This is a genomic window from Kocuria sp. HMSC066H03, assembly GCF_001812045.1.
Taxonomy (GTDB): Bacteria; Actinomycetota; Actinomycetes; order Actinomycetales; family Micrococcaceae; genus Kocuria; species Kocuria rhizophila.
In genome coordinates this window covers 57,542-74,103 of sequence record NZ_KV807503.1, presented here as the reverse complement: position 1 = coordinate 74,103, position 16,562 = coordinate 57,542, and the positions used below count along the sequence as shown (strand labels likewise).

At 72.2% G+C, this 16,562-nt stretch carries 11 protein-coding genes; 4 read left to right on the top strand and 7 right to left on the bottom strand.

Features of this window, described 5'->3' with window-relative positions:
* The first annotated feature begins 99 nt into the window (after window positions 1-99).
* Window positions 100-657 carry a gamma carbonic anhydrase family protein gene (locus HMPREF2833_RS00310; RefSeq protein ID WP_059280826.1) on the top strand — a complete coding sequence of 186 codons (558 nt, stop codon included), beginning with the start codon at window positions 100-102 and terminating at the stop codon, window positions 655-657.
* 83 nt (window positions 658-740) lie between these two features.
* On the opposite strand, the gene purH is transcribed toward HMPREF2833_RS00310, so the two are convergent.
* Both purH and purN read right to left on the bottom strand, forming a co-directional pair.
* Entirely contained in the window at window positions 741-2,351 is a 1,611-nt protein-coding gene (purH, locus tag HMPREF2833_RS00305; protein ID WP_070636186.1) for a bifunctional phosphoribosylaminoimidazolecarboxamide formyltransferase/IMP cyclohydrolase, read from the bottom strand.
* A 126-nt stretch (window positions 2,352-2,477) separates the two neighbouring features.
* The gene (purN, locus tag HMPREF2833_RS00300) at window positions 2,478-3,035 is read right to left on the bottom strand and encodes a phosphoribosylglycinamide formyltransferase (RefSeq protein WP_083310875.1); all 558 of its coding nucleotides are present in this window, start codon (window positions 3,033-3,035) and stop codon (window positions 2,478-2,480) included.
* Between the two features lie 75 nt (window positions 3,036-3,110).
* Here purN and HMPREF2833_RS00295 point away from each other — a divergent pair, with 75 nt between their 5' ends.
* Complete coding sequence (locus HMPREF2833_RS00295) at window positions 3,111-3,716, top strand: hypothetical protein (protein ID WP_101888511.1); 606 nt, start codon at window positions 3,111-3,113, stop codon at window positions 3,714-3,716.
* 37 nt (window positions 3,717-3,753) lie between these two features.
* Here the strand turns inward: HMPREF2833_RS00295 and HMPREF2833_RS00290 are convergent, their stop codons facing one another.
* Window positions 3,754-5,652 (bottom strand): cell division protein PerM, encoded by a 1,899-nt coding sequence (locus tag HMPREF2833_RS00290; RefSeq protein ID WP_246829049.1) that lies wholly within the window; start codon window positions 5,650-5,652, stop codon window positions 3,754-3,756.
* Between the two features lie 117 nt (window positions 5,653-5,769).
* Here HMPREF2833_RS00290 and HMPREF2833_RS00285 point away from each other — a divergent pair, with 117 nt between their 5' ends.
* Window positions 5,770-6,954: a glycosyltransferase family 4 protein gene (locus HMPREF2833_RS00285; RefSeq protein WP_070636415.1), complete on the top strand. Its 1,185-nt coding sequence runs from the start codon at window positions 5,770-5,772 to the stop codon at window positions 6,952-6,954.
* 371 nt (window positions 6,955-7,325) lie between these two features.
* Complete coding sequence (locus HMPREF2833_RS00280; protein WP_019310221.1) at window positions 7,326-7,622, top strand: hypothetical protein; 297 nt, start codon at window positions 7,326-7,328, stop codon at window positions 7,620-7,622.
* Window positions 7,623-7,761: 139 nt separating this feature from the next.
* On the opposite strand, the gene HMPREF2833_RS00275 is transcribed toward HMPREF2833_RS00280, so the two are convergent.
* From HMPREF2833_RS00275 to HMPREF2833_RS00260, 4 genes are all read right to left on the bottom strand, one after another.
* Window positions 7,762-9,348, bottom strand: coding sequence for a GMC family oxidoreductase (locus HMPREF2833_RS00275; RefSeq protein WP_070636180.1), 1,587 nt, complete (start codon window positions 9,346-9,348; stop codon window positions 7,762-7,764).
* A 171-nt stretch (window positions 9,349-9,519) separates the two neighbouring features.
* Window positions 9,520-11,013, bottom strand: a complete 1,494-nt coding sequence (locus tag HMPREF2833_RS00270; protein ID WP_070636178.1) for an aldehyde dehydrogenase family protein — start codon at window positions 11,011-11,013, stop codon at window positions 9,520-9,522.
* Window positions 11,010-13,151 (bottom strand): choline BCCT transporter BetT, encoded by a 2,142-nt coding sequence (gene betT, locus HMPREF2833_RS00265; protein WP_039100883.1) that lies wholly within the window; start codon window positions 13,149-13,151, stop codon window positions 11,010-11,012. The genes HMPREF2833_RS00270 and betT overlap by 4 nt, the downstream gene beginning before the upstream one ends.
* Before the next feature lie 141 nt (window positions 13,152-13,292).
* Complete coding sequence (locus HMPREF2833_RS00260) at window positions 13,293-16,412, bottom strand: hypothetical protein (RefSeq protein WP_070636176.1); 3,120 nt, start codon at window positions 16,410-16,412, stop codon at window positions 13,293-13,295.
* Window positions 16,413-16,562: the final 150 nt, after the last annotated feature.

The window sequence follows — 16,562 nt, the reverse complement described above, 5'->3', positions numbered from 1 at the left end:
CGCGCCCGGCACTGCCACGAGGCTGCGGACCGCTGCGGTCCCCGCCCCGGGGAGCGCAGCCCACCGCACGCCGGGCCGGGCCGCACTAGACTGTGCCGCATGACACACAGTGCTTCCTCCGCGTCCGACGCCGCCCGCGGACCGCTCGTCCTCTCCTACGGCCAGAGCCGCCCCGTGGTGTCCGAGACCGCGTTCGTGGCTCCGAACGCGACCCTGGTGGGGGACGTCTCGGTGGGGGCGGGCGCGGGGATCTTCTACGGCGCCGTGGTGCGCGGGGACCGCTCCCCGCTGCGGATCGGGGCGAACTCGAACCTGCAGGACAACGTGACCGTCCACTCGGACCCGGAGCACCCCACCACGATCGGCGAGCGCGTGAGCGTGGGCCACGGCGCGGTGGTCCACGGCTGCACGCTGGAGGACGACGTCCTGGTGGGCATGAACGCCACCGTGCTCAACGGCGCCGTGGTGGGAAGCGGCAGCCTCATCGCGGCGGGCGCCGTGGTCCTGGAGGGGACCGAGGTGCCGCCGGGCTCCCTCGTGGCCGGTGTGCCGGGGAAGGTGCGCCGCGAGCTCACGGGCGAGGAGCGTCGTGCGGTGAGCCGCAACGCCCAGCACTACATCGTGCTCTCCCGGGAGCACCGCGCGCTGAACTCCTGACGGGGAACCCCCGGGCACCACGGCGGCCCGGACTCGTGGAGTCCGGGCCGCCGCCGTGCCCGCCGGCTTCCAGCGGGCGCAGCTCAGTGGAAGAAGTGGCGCGCTCCCGTGAGGTACATGGTCACGCCGGCGGCCTGGGCCGCCTCAACGACCTCCTCGTCCCGGATGGAGCCGCCGGGCTGGACCACGGCGCGCACGCCGGCGTCCAGCAGCACCTGCAGCCCGTCCGCGAACGGGAAGAACGCGTCCGACGCCGCCACGGCACCGCGGGCGCGCTGCGCACCGTCCTCGGCGAGCGTGTTGGCACGCTCCACGGACAGCCGGCACGAGTCCACGCGGTTGACCTGGCCCATGCCGATGCCCACCGAGGCGCCGTGGTCCGCGAGCAGGATCGCGTTGGACTTCACGGCGCGCAGGGAGCGCCACGCGAACTCGAGGTCCGCGAGGGTCTGCTCGTCCGCGGGCTCACCCGCGACCAGGGTCCAGTTCGCGGGGTCGTCGCCGGGGGCGTCGAGGCGGTCCGCCTGCTGGATCAGCGCACCACCGGACACCCCGCGCACCTCGAGGGGATCCCGGTCGAAGCCCTCGGGCAGGACGAGCAGGCGGATGTTCTTCTTGGCGGAGAGGATCTCCAGGGCCTCGGGCTCGAACTCCGGTGCCACGACCACCTCCGTGAACACGGGCTTGAGGTTCCGGGCCATCTCCGCCGTCACGGGGCGGTTGGCGGCCACCACTCCCCCGTAGGCGGAGAGCGGGTCGCACGCGTGCGCCTTGAGGTGGGCGTCCGCGATCGGGTCCGCGGCACCGGGGGTGGCCACGGCCACGCCGCACGGGTTGTTGTGCTTGACCACGGCCACTGCCGGCTGGTCGTAGTCGTAGGCGGCGCGCAGTGCGGCGTCCGCGTCCACGTAGTTGTTGTAGGACATGGCCTTGCCGTGCAGCTGCTCGGCCTGCGCAATGCCCGGCGAGGCGGCGTCGTCCGTGTAGAGCGCGGCCTTCTGGTGCGGGTTCTCGCCGTAGCGCAGGGACTCGGCGCGCTGCAGGGCCAGTCCGGCGTAGGGCGGCCAGAAGTTGGCCTCCAGGTCGTGGTCGAACTGCTGCGCCGTCCACGTGGCCACGGCGGTGTCGTAGGCCGCGGTGTGGGCGAAGGCGGCCGCAGCGAGCCTGCGGCGGGCGGCGAGGTCGTAGCCGCCCTCCTGGGCGGCGCGCACCACGTCGGGGTAGCCGGCGGGGTCCACGACCACGGAGACGGCGGCGTGGTTCTTGGCGGCGGCCCGCACCATGGAGGGCCCGCCGATGTCGATCTGCTCCACCACGTCGTCCTGGCCGGCGCCCGAACGCACCGTGTCCTGGAACGGGTACAGGTTCACCACCACCAGGTCGAAGGGCTCGATCTCCAGCTCCGACAGCTGCTGCACGTGCTCCGGCTTGCGGCGGTCCGCGAGGATCCCGGCGTGCACGCGCGGGTGCAGGGTCTTGACCCGCCCGTCCAGGCACTCCTGGAAGCCGGTGACCTCGGCCACCTCGGTCACGGGGACCCCGGCGGCCTGGATGGTCTTCGCGGTGGAGCCGGTGGAGACGATGTCCACGCCGGCCTCGTGCAGCCCGCGGGCGAGCTCCTCGAGGCCGGTCTTGTCGTACACGGAGATCAGGGCACGCTTGAGCGGCACACGGTTCAGGTCGGAAGTGTTCACGGACTCTCCAGGAAGACGTGGGGACGTGTGGTCCGGCGCGGCGGCGACGGTGCGGGGCACCGCAGGACAGCGCCCGGTCCAGTCTAAGGCCGCGGTCGCCGGCGCAGCCCTGTGCGGCGGGCCTGCTCAGCGGGCGAGGTCGGCCAGGCAGTCCACGAGCAGCTGCCGCTCGGCCGTCTTGATGCGCTCGTGCAGGGTGTCCTCGGTGTCCTGGTCCTCCACGGCCACGGCGACCTGGGCGAGGATCGGCCCGGCGTCCACGTCCGCGACCACCTCGTGCACGGTGGCCCCCGTGAGCTTCACACCGTAGGCCAGGGCGTCGCGCACCGCGTGCGCCCCCGGGAACGACGGCAGCAGCGACGGGTGCGTGTTGACCACGAGCCCGGGGAACGCGGCCACGAACTCGGCGTCCACGATGCGCATGAAGCCCGCGAACACCACCCGGTCGGGGTGGTGGGAGGCCACCGCGCGCTCCAGTGCGCGGTTCCACTGCGCCCGGTCGGGGTGGTCCGCGGGGCGCACCAGGAACGTGGTGATCCCGGCGGCCTCAGCCCGTTCGAGCCCCGTGCACGGCCGGTCGGCGCCCACCGCGACGATCTCCACGGGGGCCTCCCCGTGGTGCAGGTCGTCGATGACCGCCTGCAGATTCGTGCCGGACCCCGAGACCAGAACCACTATGCGCATGGGCCCATGCTAACGGCCGGGCCGGGCCGCGGACCCCGGCGGGGGCACCCCCGCGCCTCGCCTACAGTGGTGGGCATGCAGGATTCGCCCCACCGCGGCACGCCGCCCCACGACCGCACCCCCGGCTCCCCCGATCCCTCGGGCCGTTCTGCGGCGGACTCCGCGCGCGTGAAGCTCGCCGCCACCGCGGCCGGGCTGGCCGTGCTGGCCTCCGCCTTCGTGAGCGGTGACGTCTGGGCCACGGTGCTCGGGATCGTCCTGGCCGTCGCGGGTGTGGTCCTGGGCATCGTGGCCCTCTCGCGGCTGCGGGGTTCCGCGGTCCGGGCCCTGGTGATCTCCCTGTCGGTCATCGCGATCCTGTGGGGCACGCTCAACGCCTTCGGCGGCGGCAGCCGGCTGCTTGTGTGGCCGGCGTCCGAGGCGTTCCAGGAGTGCACGGACCGGGCGCTCACGCTGTCCTCCACGTCCCAGTGCCAGCAGCAGCTCACCGACAACGTGTGGCGCCACCTCTCGGGCGATCCCGTGGAGACCGGCTTCCCCACGCAGCAGCCCTCGCCCGATCCGTCCGCGTCCGCCTCGCCCTCGCCCTCGCCGTCCGCGACGACCACCGGCACCGGGTCCCCCACCGCCGCCCCGTCGAGCGCGGCGTCGGGCACACCGACCGGCACACCCTCGACCTGAGGCACCCGGCAGGGCGGTCCGTCCTTCCTGCGGGGAGCTAGCGCTCGTTCTCCCGGTCCATCGCGGCAAGCCGCGCGGCCTTGCGCTTGGCGGACCGGCGCTCGGCACGACGCCGCTTGGCCTCCTCCCGCGCGGACACCGCGGGCCGGTCCTCGGGCCCGGCACCCAGCGACACCGCAGTGGACCCGCCGGTCGGGCGCCCGGCACGTGGTGGCTCCTCCCCGGACCGGCCGGCCGTGGCAGACAGCTTCCGGGGCGCCGTTGCGGTCACGGGCTGCCGGGGGTCGCGTCCACGAGGCTCCGAGGAGCCGGCGGGAGCGCGTCCCGCGGTGACGTCCGCGTCCTCCCCGCCGGCCGCGCCCGAGGCCGCGTGGTCCTGCGAGGTGGGTTGCACCGGGTTCCCGCGTCCCCCCAGGCGCCAGCGTCGTGCTCCGGTTGCGGCGGGCGCGCCCAAGGGCTCTTCGGACGCTCCGTCCGCACCCGTGGGGTCCAGGGGGTCCGTGGTCGGGGTGCCGGCACGGTGCGGATCGTCGGGGGCCGGGGCGGCGTCGTCGTCCGCGGTGGCCCGCGCCCGGGAGCGGTAGCCCTCGTGCTCCAGCCAGGGCCCGAGCAGGTAGCCCACGGCGGCGCCCACGGCGAGCTCGGCGCCCAGCCACAGGAAGACGGACCCGGCGTGCGGGCCGACGTCCGTGAGCCGGCCGATCCCCAGCGAGCCGTGGGACAGCCATGCGAGCACCGAGACCAGCCCGGCGCCCACCGCCGCAATGAACACGACGGTCAGCACGGTGGAGAGCAGGAACGTGATCCAGCGCAGGGGCAGGCGGATGGCCATCCAGTCGTCCAGGTGGTTCTCCCCCTCCCGGCAGAACCACCAGCCCGCGAGCAGACCGGCGACCACCGGAATGGCCAGCACCCCCGGGGCGAAGGCCCACGGGTCGCCGGTGGGCACGGCCGCGAGCACGGGCACCTCGGGAAGAGGGCCCAGCGCGGTCTGGAACGGGGACGTGGTGGTCCCCGCCCCCAGCGAGAATCCCGCGCCCGTGGCCCAGGCGAGCGCCCAGACCACCATGTTGGGCAGGTACCCCAGCTGCAGCGCGGTCAGGGCGGTGTCCCCCGCGGGATCCGTGCCGAGGTCCTGGTAGACGGCGATGACGGCGTCCCAGTTCCAGGCGAGGGCCGCCGCGAGCAGCAGCGCGCCCCCTGCCACGGCGGCCACGGCGGCCAGGAAGCCCGCGCGGATCACGGCCCACACGTAGGAACCGGCCCACCGGGAGTACTGGCTCGTGCGCTGCAGCCAGGACGCGGCGTCGGCTCCGAGGACGGCCGCGAGGGAACGGGAGACGCTCCAGCCACCCACCAGGGTTCCCAGCGCCACGGGAACGAGGGGGCAGAAGGCCGCGGCCACGAGGTCCACCGAGGCCTCCTCCGTGCGGCTGAGCAGCCCCACGAGTGCGCCGAACACCGCGTAGCCGACCATGCCCGCGGCGAACGGCAGCAGGAACTGGCCGCGCCAGCACGCCCGGGCGATCCGTCGTCCGGCAACCACCGAGAGGCCGAACGGGATCAGGGTGAGGCCCAGCGGCACCAGTGTGACGGTGCCGCCCGCGAGCGACAGACCCTCGACGGCCTGGATGGACAGCGGAGCCCCGTGGGACAGCAGCCACACCTGGCCCGCGAGCCGCAGGCTGCCCCCGGCCCCGAGGGTGTCCGAGCCGCCCGCGGCCCAGACGGCGCCGAGCAGGAGGGCACCCAGCAGCAGGCTCACCGCGGCCACCACCAGGAGTTCGATGACCCCCTGCAGCGGGAGGGGCATGGGGATGCCGTCGTCCCCGCGTCCGGGGCGGGGCTCGGTCGGGTCCTGCGCGGCGGAGGAGCCGCGGGCCCGCCAGCGGTCGCGTACGCCCGAGACGGCGCCGGGCACAGAGGGAAGTTTCATCCCTCCCATCCTCCCACGCCCGCGCCGTCCGCCAGGGCAGCGTTGTTCGCCCGGATTTCACCCGCGGGCCACCGTGGGGTGACGCTGCGGTGGGGCGCGGCCCCCACCGTGGGAACCGTGAGAATCGCACTGGTGGCCGAACAGTTCCTCCCCCACGTCAACGGCGTCACGCACTCCGTCCTCCGCGTCCTGGAGCACCTCCGCGACCGCGGCCACGAGGCCATGGTGATCGCCCCCTCGTACGAGAAGACCCTCTTCCTGGGCTCCGTGGACCACGTGGACGGCGTGCGCATCGAGCGCATCCCGTCCCTGCCCCTGGCGGGGTACCCGGAGGTCCGGGTGGCCAGCTGCAGCGTCGCCCGCATGCAGCGCATCCTGAACCGGTTCGCGCCGGACGTCGTGCACGTGGCCTCCCCCTTCATCCTGGGCTGGCAGGCCATCCAGGCCGCCAACGGCCTCGGCCTTCCGTGCGTGGCCGTGTACCAGACGGACGTCCCCGGCTACGCCGCGCGCTACGGGGCCCCGGTGCTGGAGAAGGCCATGTGGTCCCACGTGCGCACCATGCACAACACCGCCACGCTCACCCTGGCGCCCTCCACGGCATCCATCGCCGCGCTCCACGAGCACGGGGTCCAGCGGGTGCACATGTGGCGCCGCGGCGTGGACACGGCCCGCTTCCGTCCCGAGCTGCGGGACCACGCGTGGCGGGAGCGCGTGGGCGGCGGCCGGCGCCTCGTGGGCTACGTGGGCCGGCTCGCCCCGGAGAAGCAGGTCTCGGACCTGGTGGTGCTGGACTCGCTGCCGGACACCCGCGTGGTCGTCATCGGCTCGGGCCCGGAGAAGGAGTCCCTGCGCACGCTGCTGCCCAACGCCCACTTCGAGGGCTTCCTCGCAGGCACGGAGCTCGCCACCGCCATGGCCTCCCTGGACGTGTTCGTCCACCCGGGCGAGCACGAGACCTTCTGCCAGACCATCCAGGAGGCCATGGCCTCCGGCGTGCCCGTGGTGGCCGTGGGCCGCGGCGGTCCCCTGGACCTCGTGGACTCCTCCCGCACCGGGTGGCTCTACCGCCCCGGGGACACCGAGCAGCTGCGCGAGCGCGTCCGGGACCTCGTGGGCGACGACGCCAAGCGCCTCGCGTTCGCGCGCACCGCCCACCGCACGGTCCAGCCGCGCACGTGGGCCGGGGTGTGCGACCAGCTGGTCGAGCACTACGAACGGGCCCGCACGGTCAACGCCCGCCGGCTGCGGGCACGTGCCGGATCCAGGCTCGAACGGACGGGACCCGCCGGTTTGCAGTGAGCCTCCCCGGGGCACGGCAGATGCCCCCCCCCGGTGCCGCACGTGCGCCCCGAAGACCCCTCGCAGACCGCAATTGCGGTGATGTCGACCACATCTGTATCCCAGCACCCCGTGATCCGGGTCTCACGGGGTGCATTGGTTAAGTTTTGATGACATTCCCGGCCGGTCCCTGGCTCGCGCCCGGACCGCCTGGCTACGCTCGAACCATCTTCACGAGATGCGCCTGCGCGAGGGCGGACACGCCCCTGCGCACCCCGAGCTCCAACTCGGCGCACGCCAACCCTCGGTCCAGGGGTGGATTGGATGACGAAGAGGCCGGGTCACACGCGTGGCTCCGGCAAGCAGCCAGAAAGCACAGAAGGCCACACACCATGAACAGCACAGCACAGCGACCATCGCACGGCACCGACGCCGGGACCGAGTCCCGCGAGCAGTGGGTGGACGTCACCGTCCGCGCAGACGTCGCCCACCAGCTCGTCTCCCTCACCGGGGCGGACGGGCACGAGCGCTCGTTCCGCACCGAGGACGTCCGTGAACTCGCGCTCGCCACCCAGCACACGCGCGGCCGGGGACAGTGGTGCGCCAAGTACCGTCGCCTCCTCGTGCCGGGAGCGTCCCGGGTGACCGGCGGCATGCCCTTCTTCAAGCTGGAGCCGCTGCCGGCCTGAGCCGCCCCCACCGGGGCAAGGGCGCTCCGGCGGACGGCTGCCACCTGAACAGCACCAGCACTCGATCACCACTGGGGCCCGGCACCACGCGCGAACCGCGCACGGTGCCGGGCCCCAGTGGTGTCCGGTAGCGGACGGATCAGCGCCCGGTGCCCTGCCGGTCCTCGTCGATCAGCTCCGCGGCGCGCTCACCGATCATGTAGACCGTGATGTTGGGGTTCACGGTCACGAGCTCCGGCATCACGGAGGCGTCCGCCACACGCAGTCCGGTGACGCCCTTGACCCGCAGCTGGGGGTCCAGCGGCGAGTCCGCGTCCTCCACCGGGCCCATGCGGCACGAGCCCGCAGGGTGGTACACCGTGTTGTGGGTGCGGCGGATGTAGTCGGCGATCTCCTCGTCGCTCTGCACGTCCTCGCCCGGGAAGAGCTCCCTCCCGGCCCACTCGGACATGCCCTGCTGGGCCACGATCTCGCGGGCCCGGCGGATGCCCGCCGTCATGATCCGCATGTCGTAGCCCTCGGGATCCGTGAAGTAGCGGGGATCCACGCGCGGCTTGTCGCGGAAGTCCCGCGTGCGCAGCCGCACGGTGCCGCGGGAGCGGGCGTGCGTGACGTTCGGGGTCAGGCAGAACGCGTTGTCCGCCGTGGGGTAGCCCTGCCGGTAGGTGTGCATGTCGAAGTTCACGCTGCCGTAGTGCATCATCAGGTCCGGGCGGTCCAGGCCCTCGTCCACCTGGTCGAAGACGCCGATCTCCCACCACTGGGTGGAGTCCTCCACCATGGGCTTCTTCGCCTCCCACTGGATCACCGCCTCCGGGTGGTCCTGTAGGTGCGAGCCCACGCCCGGGGAGTCCACGAGCACGTCCACGCCCACCTCGCGCAGGTGCTCCGCGGGTCCGATGCCCGAGAGCATGAGCAGCTTGGGAGTGTCGATCGCCCCGGCGGAGACGACCACCTCGCGGCGCGCCGAAATGGTGTGCGCCTTGCCGAACGCGTTGTCGGTGACCTCCACGCCGGTCGCACGGCGGTCCTCGTCGAACAGCACGCGCTTGACCTGCGTGCCGGTGAGGATCGTGAGGTTCTCCCGGTCCTGCGCGGGGTGCAGGTAGCTCACGGAGGAGGACGAGCGGGTGCCGTCCTCCCGGGCGCTGATCTGGAAGAAGTTGGCGCCCTGGGTCACGGTCTTGCCGGTGTTGAAGTCCGCGCGCGGGATCCCCGCCTGCTCGGCGGCGTCCAGCAGGGCGACGCCGCTCGGATCCGCCGGGGGCACGTTGCGCAGCCGCACGGGCCCGTCGTGGCCGTGGTGGGCGCCCGGGTCCTCGTTGTTCTCGAGCTTCTGGTACAGCCGGAACGCCAGCTCGGAGTTCCAGCCCTGCGCGCCGTGCTTCGACTCCCACTCGTCCAGGTCCTCGGACGGGGCCCAGAACGCGATGCACGAGTTGTGGGACGAGCAGCCGCCCAGCACCTTGGCACGGGCCATGCGCATGAAGGAGTTGCCGTTCTCCTGCTCCTCCAGCGGGTAGTCCCAGTCGTGGCCGGACTCCAGCAGCTCCATCCAGCGGTTGAGCTGCAGGACCTCCGGGTACCCGGCGTCGTGGTCGCCGGCCTCGAGCAGGGCCACGGTGACGTCCGGGTCCTCGCTCAGCCGGGCGGCGACGACCGCCCCTGCGGATCCTGCGCCCACGACCACGTAGTCGTACTCGGCGATGGTGTTCTTCTCGGTCATGCCTTCTCCCTTCGGTGGGTGCCCGACGCCGCGGTGCGGGACCGCGGCGTCGGTGCCGGTGAGGTGTTCGGGCGCGCGAGACCGCCCAGCGGGCGGCTCAGCGCGCCGAGGTTCCGTACGGGCGCACCTGCGCCGTGGCGGCGTCGTGCCCCGGGCGGGCCCGCGGTGCGCTCAGTGCTGTGCGAACCAGCCGGTGACGGCGGGGCGGACGTTCTGGTAGACGTGCTTGGTCTCCTGGTACTCCCCCAGCCCGTCGTGGCCGAGCTCTCGCCCCACGCCGGACTGCTTCATGCCGCCCCACTCCGCCTGGGGCAGGTAGGGGTGGAAGTCGTTGATCCACACGGTGCCGTGGCGCAGCTTCCCGGCCACGCGCTGGGACTTGCCGGCGTCCTGGGACCACACCGCACCGGCCAGGCCGTAGTGGGTGTCGTTGGCGATCGCCACGGCCTCCTCCTCGGTCCGGAAGGTCTCCACGGTCACGGTGGGCCCGAAGGCCTCGTCGTGCACGCAGTCCATGTCCGGGGTGCACTGGTCGATCACCGTGGGCAGGTAGAAGAAGCCGTCCTCCAGCTGCAGGGAGCCGTCCGCGGAGGGGCCCTCGGCGAACGAGCCACCGCACCGGACCCGCGCGCCCTGTTCCCGGGCGTGCTCCACGTAGGCGTGCACCTTGTCACGGTGCGCGGCGGAGATCAGCGCGCCGGTCTCGGCTTTCTCGTCGAACGGGCCGCCCAGTCGGATGCCCTCGGCACGCGCCACGAGGTCGTCCACGAAGCGCTGCGCGATGGACTCCTCGACCACCAGCCGCGCCCCCGCGGAGCACACCTGGCCCGAGTGCACGAACGCCGCGTTCAGCGCGTTGTCCAGGGCGGCGTCGTAGTCCGCGTCCGCGAAGACCACGTTGGGGTTCTTCCCGCCCAGCTCCAGGGCCACCTTCTTGACGGTGGCCGCGGCCTCGCGGGCGATCACGCGGCCCGTGACGAGACCGCCGGTGAAGGACACGAGATCCACGCGGGGATCCGAGGACAGCGGCGCGCCCGCCTCCGCTCCGGCGCCCAGCACGAGGTTGGCCACGCCCGCCGGCAGCTCCAGCTCCTCGAGCACCTGCATCATGAGAATGGCGGTGTGCGGGGTGAGCTCCGCGGGCTTGAGCACGAACGTGTTGCCCGCCGCGAGCGCCGGCGCGATCTTCCACGCGGCCTGCAGCAGGGGGTAGTTCCACGGGGTGATGAGACCGCACACGCCCACGGGCTCGTGGACCACGCGGCTCACCACGTCCGGGTCCCCGGCGTCGACGACGCGCCCGGCGTCGTCCGCGGCGATCCTGCCGAAGTGGTCGAAGCAGTTGGCGATGTCCACCATGTCCTGCTGGGACTCCTCGATCCGCTTGCCGGTGTCGAGGGACTCGGCCCGGGCGAACTCGTCCGCGCGCTCTCGCAGCCGGGTGGCCACGCGCAGCAGGAACGCGCCGCGCTCGGGGGCGGGGACGCCGGACCAGCGGCCGTCGTCGAAGGCCACGCGGGCCGCGGCGATCGCGCGCTCGGTGTCCTCGCGGGTGGCCTCGGCGACGACGGCCACCTCGGTTCCGTCCGCGGGGCACGTGATCGTGCGGGTGCCGCCCTGCTGGGCGGGGACCCACTGGCCGTCGATGTACAGGGTGGTGCTCATGCGTTGTCCTCCTTGGTCGGGGAGCTGTCCACCGGGGCGCCGGTCTCGGCCGCGGGAAGGCCGATCTGGGTGCTGCCCGGGTGCTCGTGGTTGAGCCGGATGAATTCCAGGTGACGCTCGTAGCAGTCCAGTGCGTCGTTGATGAGCTGCTCGGCGGTGTAGCCCAGGACGTCGTAGCCCAGGGAGCCCGTGGCCGTGAAGACCTCCAGGCGGTAGTAGCGGTCCGAGTCCGGATTGGTGCGGAACCCGCCGAAGCCGGGGGTGGGGAACGCCACCGGGTGCACCCGGTAGACGAAGTCCCGCTCCGGGGCCAGGTCCACCGACAGGCACACCTGCTGCAGGGACGGGTTCTCCTCGACCGGGTCGGTGACCACGGTGACCGCGGCCCCGGACCCGCGCAGCTCCGCGGCGAGCGTGTCCAGCGCGGGAGCGGCCACGTCCTTGACGTACCGCTGGGCGGCGCGGGCGCCGGGATAGCTGCCCAGCCGGGACAGCCGGGCCCGCCAGTGCGTGTCCCGGCCGGTGCGCCCGGCCACGGCCGAGCGGCTGGCCACCGCACCGGACTCGGCGGTGCTGACCTCCACGCGCAGGGCCCGCCACAGCCCCACCATGATCAGGTACATCACCACGGAGAACGGCAGGCCCATGATCAGGGTGGCGTTCTGCAGCGTGGTCACACCGCCCACCAGGAGCATGGCCAGGGTCAGCACACCCGTGCCCACGGCCCAGAACACCCGCAGCCACTTGGGGCCGTCCTGGTTGGGGTCGTCGATGCGGGACGTGAAGTTGCTCATCACGAGCGCCCCGGAGTCCGCGGACGTCACGTAGAAGAGCAGGCCCGTGAAGGTGGCGATCGAGGCGGCGAGCGTGGCACCGGGGTACTGCTCCAGCAGCGAGTAGAACGCGCGCTCGGGGGTGTTCATGGCCACCTCGCCGAACTCCGTGTTGCCGCCCACCACGAGGTCCAGTGCCGAGTTCCCGAAGATCGAGATCCAGAGCAGGATGAACGTGAACGGCACGGTCATGGTGCCCACCACGAACTGGCGCAGGGTGCGGCCGCGGGAGATCCGGGCCAGGAACAGCCCCACGAAGGGCGCCCAGGCAATCCACCACGCCCAGAAGAACAGGGTCCAGGCGCTCATCCACTCCTGCGGCGCCTCGTAGGCGAACGTGTCCAGGGTCATGCCCGGGAAGCTCGAGATGAAGTCCCCCACGTTCATCACGATGGCGTCCAGCAGGAACGACGTGCGGCCCGCGAGCAGGACGTAGAGCATGAGACCGATCGCCAGCACGATGTTCAGCTCGGACAGCCGCCGGATCCCCTTGTCCACGCCGGACACGCACGAGACCACGGCCATGCCCACGCCCACCGCGATCAGGGCCGCCTGCACGGCGAGGTTCTCGGGAACGCCGAACAGGGACTTCAGCCCGTAGTTCAGCTGCACCACGCCGATTCCCAGGGAGGTGGCCACGCCGAAGACGGTGCCCAGCAGCGCGGCGGTGTCCACGGCGTCGCCGGCCACGCCGTGGATGCGCTTGCCCAGGATCGGGTAGAGCGCGGAGCGGATGCTGAGCGGCATGCCGAAGCGGTACGCGAAGTAGCCGAAGGCCATGCCCATCAGGGCGTACATGGCCCAGCCGGTGATGCCGTAGTGGAACAGGGTCCACACGACCGCCTGACGTGCCGCCTCCAGGCTCTCGCCCTCCCCCGAGGGCGGCGCGAAGTACTGGCTGACGGGCTCGGAGACCGAGAAGAACATGAGGTCCACGCCGATGCCCGCAGCAAAGAGCATCGCGGTCCACGTGAACATGTTGAACTGCGGCCGCGCGTGGTCGGGGCCCATGCGGACCTTGCCGCCGCGGCTCGCGGCCACCATGATCACGAAACCGATCACGACCGTGGCGGTGAGGACGTAGAACCACCCCAGGCGGGAGGCCACCCACGCGACGACGCCGCCGATCACGGCGTCGGCCTGCTCAGGGGCGGCAATGGCCCACGCGGACAGGCCGATGATGACCACGGCCGCCGCGATCAGGACACGCCAGTTGACGGGCAGCCGGGCGGTGCCGGAGCTGGCTGCGGACGTGACCGGCGTGGCGCCGGCTGCGGACGAGGGCGGGGTCGAGGACTCACTCATGGGAACGAACTCACGTCTGGGTCGGACGATGGGCGACCCGGGGTCGATGCGTCGTGTTACCGATAAGTAGCAAATTTTCGGCCCTCCCACCTTAGGACAGGCCTCGGGCGAGGGCACATCCGCGCCCCCGCCCGGTCTCCGTCATCCGAGCAGCTTGGCCACGAGCGCGCTCGCGAACTCCTCGGAGACGTCCCCGTAGTTCAGGGAGAAGTCCTCGTCCACGAGCGTGGGCAGCAGACCGGAGCACAGCACCGCGGCGCGGGCGTACAGCCCCGGCAGGGCGGCTCCGATCGGAACGGAGAGCAGCCGCAGCTCGGGGTCGTGGCTGACCAGGGCGGCCCCCAGCTCCCGGGCGGCCAGGTGCTTGCCCAGCCCCGAGGACACCTGCCGGCCGTGGCCGGACTCCACGTCCTCCGCCGTGCGGAACACGTAGCGCGTCTTGTGGTGGTGGTTGATCCGGTACAGCCCGGGGGTGTTGCGGTCCTCTGTGGCCTCCCACGTGGCGTCTGCGGGCACGAACTTCTCCGCCACCCCGTTGTACTGCATCTCGCGCAGCGGCAGCCCGGCCACCACCGAGGACAGCGGCGGGAGGGTGTCGAGCATGACCGGCCCGGCGTCGTACACCACGTCGCACATCCCCTCGGGCAGCATCCGCCCCAGGGCCTCGAGGTCCACGTCCACCAGCATGGTGGTGGCGTGGTCCTCGGGCGAGAGCACGACCACCTCACCGCCCTGGGCCGCAACGGCGCGGGTCACGGCTTCCTCCTGCTCGGTCTTCCACCCGCCCGTGAGCAGCACGGAGCCGTCCACCAGCTGGGTCAGGGCCGGGGAGCAGACCTGCCAGCGGCGCACCGTCCAGTTCTCGTCCCGGATGGTTTCCAGGAACCCCAGGGCCTGGAGGTGGCCCACGAACCACTCCTCGAACCGCTCGGAGTCCTCCAGCTGGCGCGCCACGATCGACAGGCTCGAGCGCTTGCCACCGCCCAGGAACGTGAGCATGTCCTTGAAGGGCGCCCACGAACCGGGGTACTCCCCCTCCTCGGGGCCGATGAACTGCAGGGCCTCCACCGAACCGGTCTGCCCCACCGCGGAGAGCTTGGTGAGGCGGCCGGGGTAGCGCTTGGTGAGCCCGCAGAACGTGCACCGCCCGAACACCCAGGGCGCCTTGGCCTTGGGGTCCATGGGCGGCAGGATCACCTTGTGCTTGCCCGTGACCATGCAGGAGACGTCCGGTGCGGTGGGCAGCTCGTTGCTGCGCTCGGGGAACATCTGCCCCTCCGCGGACTCCCAGCCCGCCACCTCGGGCACCTCGGCCTCCGGCAGCTCGGCCTCGTGGGGGGTCATGTTGTCGAACGAGCCCTGGACGTACTCGTCCGGGATCTCGTCCCGGGTGACGGCGGTGACGGGCCACAGGGTCTCCTCGGCCACGTGCACCATCTCACCCTCGTAGCCCAGGGAGCGCTGCGTGATGTAGTAGGAGCTGTCCCGGACCCGGAACTCGAGCCGCTGCTTGACGGTGCGCCCGGAGCGCAGCACCAGCGTGTAGTCGTTGGGCTTGAGGTGACCGTGCTCGGTGGCCAGCTCGGTGGCGCCCAGGCTCACCTGGAACGGGGGAACGCGCGGTGCGGTCAGCTTGGTGCTCGTGAGCTTGAACGAGTGCGGATTGCGCCACTCGCACTCCACGCTCAGGGGGTCGTCGCTGTCGGAGGTCACGGTGAGCTGCGGCGGGCGCAGCGCCGAGAACCGCTCCACGTCCCCCGGGATGCGCAGCCCGCCGGACAGCGTCATGGCCGGCACCAGGCGGGGCACCAGGGCGGAGAAGTTGTCGTTGACCGTGAGGGCGGGATCGCCCGCGCGCAGCACCTGGACGTCGTCGAAGAGCACCCACCCCTCGGCCACGCCGTTCTCCCCCGGCCCCACCACGCGGTAGTCCGGGGAGGCGGAGTCGTCCAGGATGGCACGGACCTGCTCGACCCACTCGGGCTCGTTGCGGACCATGATGCGGCACGGCCACGCCGTGGGGACGTGGTCCACGGACAGGAAGGTGTCCGAGTACGCGTCCTTGGCGAAGACCACCACGGGCCGCGGGTTGCGGGTGAGCGTGAGCTCCCCCGCGGTCACGGTCAGCTGGCCCGAGAGCAGGGTGTCGCTGGTCATGCGGGCGCTGTAGGCGGAGATCCCCAGGAACGCGTCCCCGATGTAGTTCAGGAACATGGTCCGCGGACCGGCGGTGGTGGCCAGGTCCACCTCACGGCCGGGGACCAGCCGCTTGGGCACCACGAAGCCCAGCTCGTAGACCGGGTTGCCCACGTAGTCCGTGCCGTCCGTGAGGGACAGGCCCGGGCTGCGCGAGCCCAGGTGCCGTGAGCCTCGGGTGGCCGCGGCGGCGTCGTCGTCCGGGGAGGACTCCCACGCCGCGAGCTGGGCGAGTGCCACCTGCAGCGCAGGGTCGCGGGTGAGCGGGTTGGACCAGATGCTGCGCATGGACTTGGAGGCGTCCGTGTCCGCGATGTCCAGCCAGAAGTCGATGTAGATCCCGAGTTCCTGCGCGCTCATGCCCTGCGCCGTGGTGAGCTCCAGGTCCTCGAACATCTGGTGCAGCTGGCGCAGCTCCGAGGGGCCGAACAGCGTCTGGGACAGCGCCAGGCCCACCGGCCGGTGGTTCACGGCGTAGGCGGAGGGCAGCCCCAGCTGCCCGTCGAAGGCCTCGAGCCAGTAGCGCAGGGCGTCCCAGTAGGTCTCCGAGTCCTTGCGCACCGAGGACTCCAGGGCCTTGGCGTTGTCCTGCCCCGCCTGCAGCAGCACCGCGAGCGGGAGGTAGAACGTGGACACGGACTTCTTGCCCGTGCGGGCCGCGAGCGCGGACATGTGCCGTCCCGCGAGGGACAGCAGGGCCAGCAGCGCCACGATCGGCGGCGGGCCAATCTTCGTGAGGTCCTCGAGCTGGCGCCGGGACATCCGGTACCAGACCTCGGTGAGCTTGTTGAACGCGTCGAACATCGAGCGGCGGGAGCCGTCCGTGACCAGCAGCGGCGTCACGGAGTCCGCGAGCGCCCGCAGGGTGGACGGCCCGTCCAGGCCGAATTCGGAACCGATCTGCTCGAGCATCTTCTCGTCCAGGTCCAGCTGGACGAGCTCCCCCGCCGCGCGGGGACCGAAGAACGCACGCGCCACGGCGTCGTTCCAGCGCAGGTACTCGACTTCCTGGGGTCCGGATGCAATCGCGTGGTCTCCCGTGCGGAAACCGGCAGCGTCAGCCACAAATCCTCCGTCTGCGCCGTGGGCGCTTAAGTCGTCACAGTCACCTCGAGTATAGGAGTCCGGGCCGTGCCGTCCCACGGGTGCCCGGGCGGAGACTCCCACGACGCCGCCGGACCGCCTCCGCGCGGGCCCTCGCGCAGCCGTGTCCGT

Bases quoted from the DNA above. Each gene is read 5' to 3' on its own strand.
- HMPREF2833_RS00310 (WP_059280826.1), top strand. From the start codon at position 100: ATGACACACAGTGCTTCCTCCGCGTCCGACGCCGCCCGCGGACCGCTC.
- purN (WP_083310875.1), bottom strand. From the start codon at position 3,035: ATGCGCATAGTGGTTCTGGTCTCGGGGTCCGGCACGAATCTGCAGGCG.
- HMPREF2833_RS00295 (WP_101888511.1), top strand. From the start codon at position 3,111: ATGCAGGATTCGCCCCACCGCGGCACGCCGCCCCACGACCGCACCCCC.
- HMPREF2833_RS00290 (WP_246829049.1), bottom strand. From the start codon at position 5,652: ATGAAACTTCCCTCTGTGCCCGGCGCCGTCTCGGGCGTACGCGACCGC.
- HMPREF2833_RS00280 (WP_019310221.1), top strand. From the start codon at position 7,326: ATGAACAGCACAGCACAGCGACCATCGCACGGCACCGACGCCGGGACC.
- HMPREF2833_RS00275 (WP_070636180.1), bottom strand. From the start codon at position 9,348: ATGACCGAGAAGAACACCATCGCCGAGTACGACTACGTGGTCGTGGGC.
- HMPREF2833_RS00270 (WP_070636178.1), bottom strand. From the start codon at position 11,013: ATGAGCACCACCCTGTACATCGACGGCCAGTGGGTCCCCGCCCAGCAG.
- betT (WP_039100883.1), bottom strand. From the start codon at position 13,151: ATGAGTGAGTCCTCGACCCCGCCCTCGTCCGCAGCCGGCGCCACGCCG.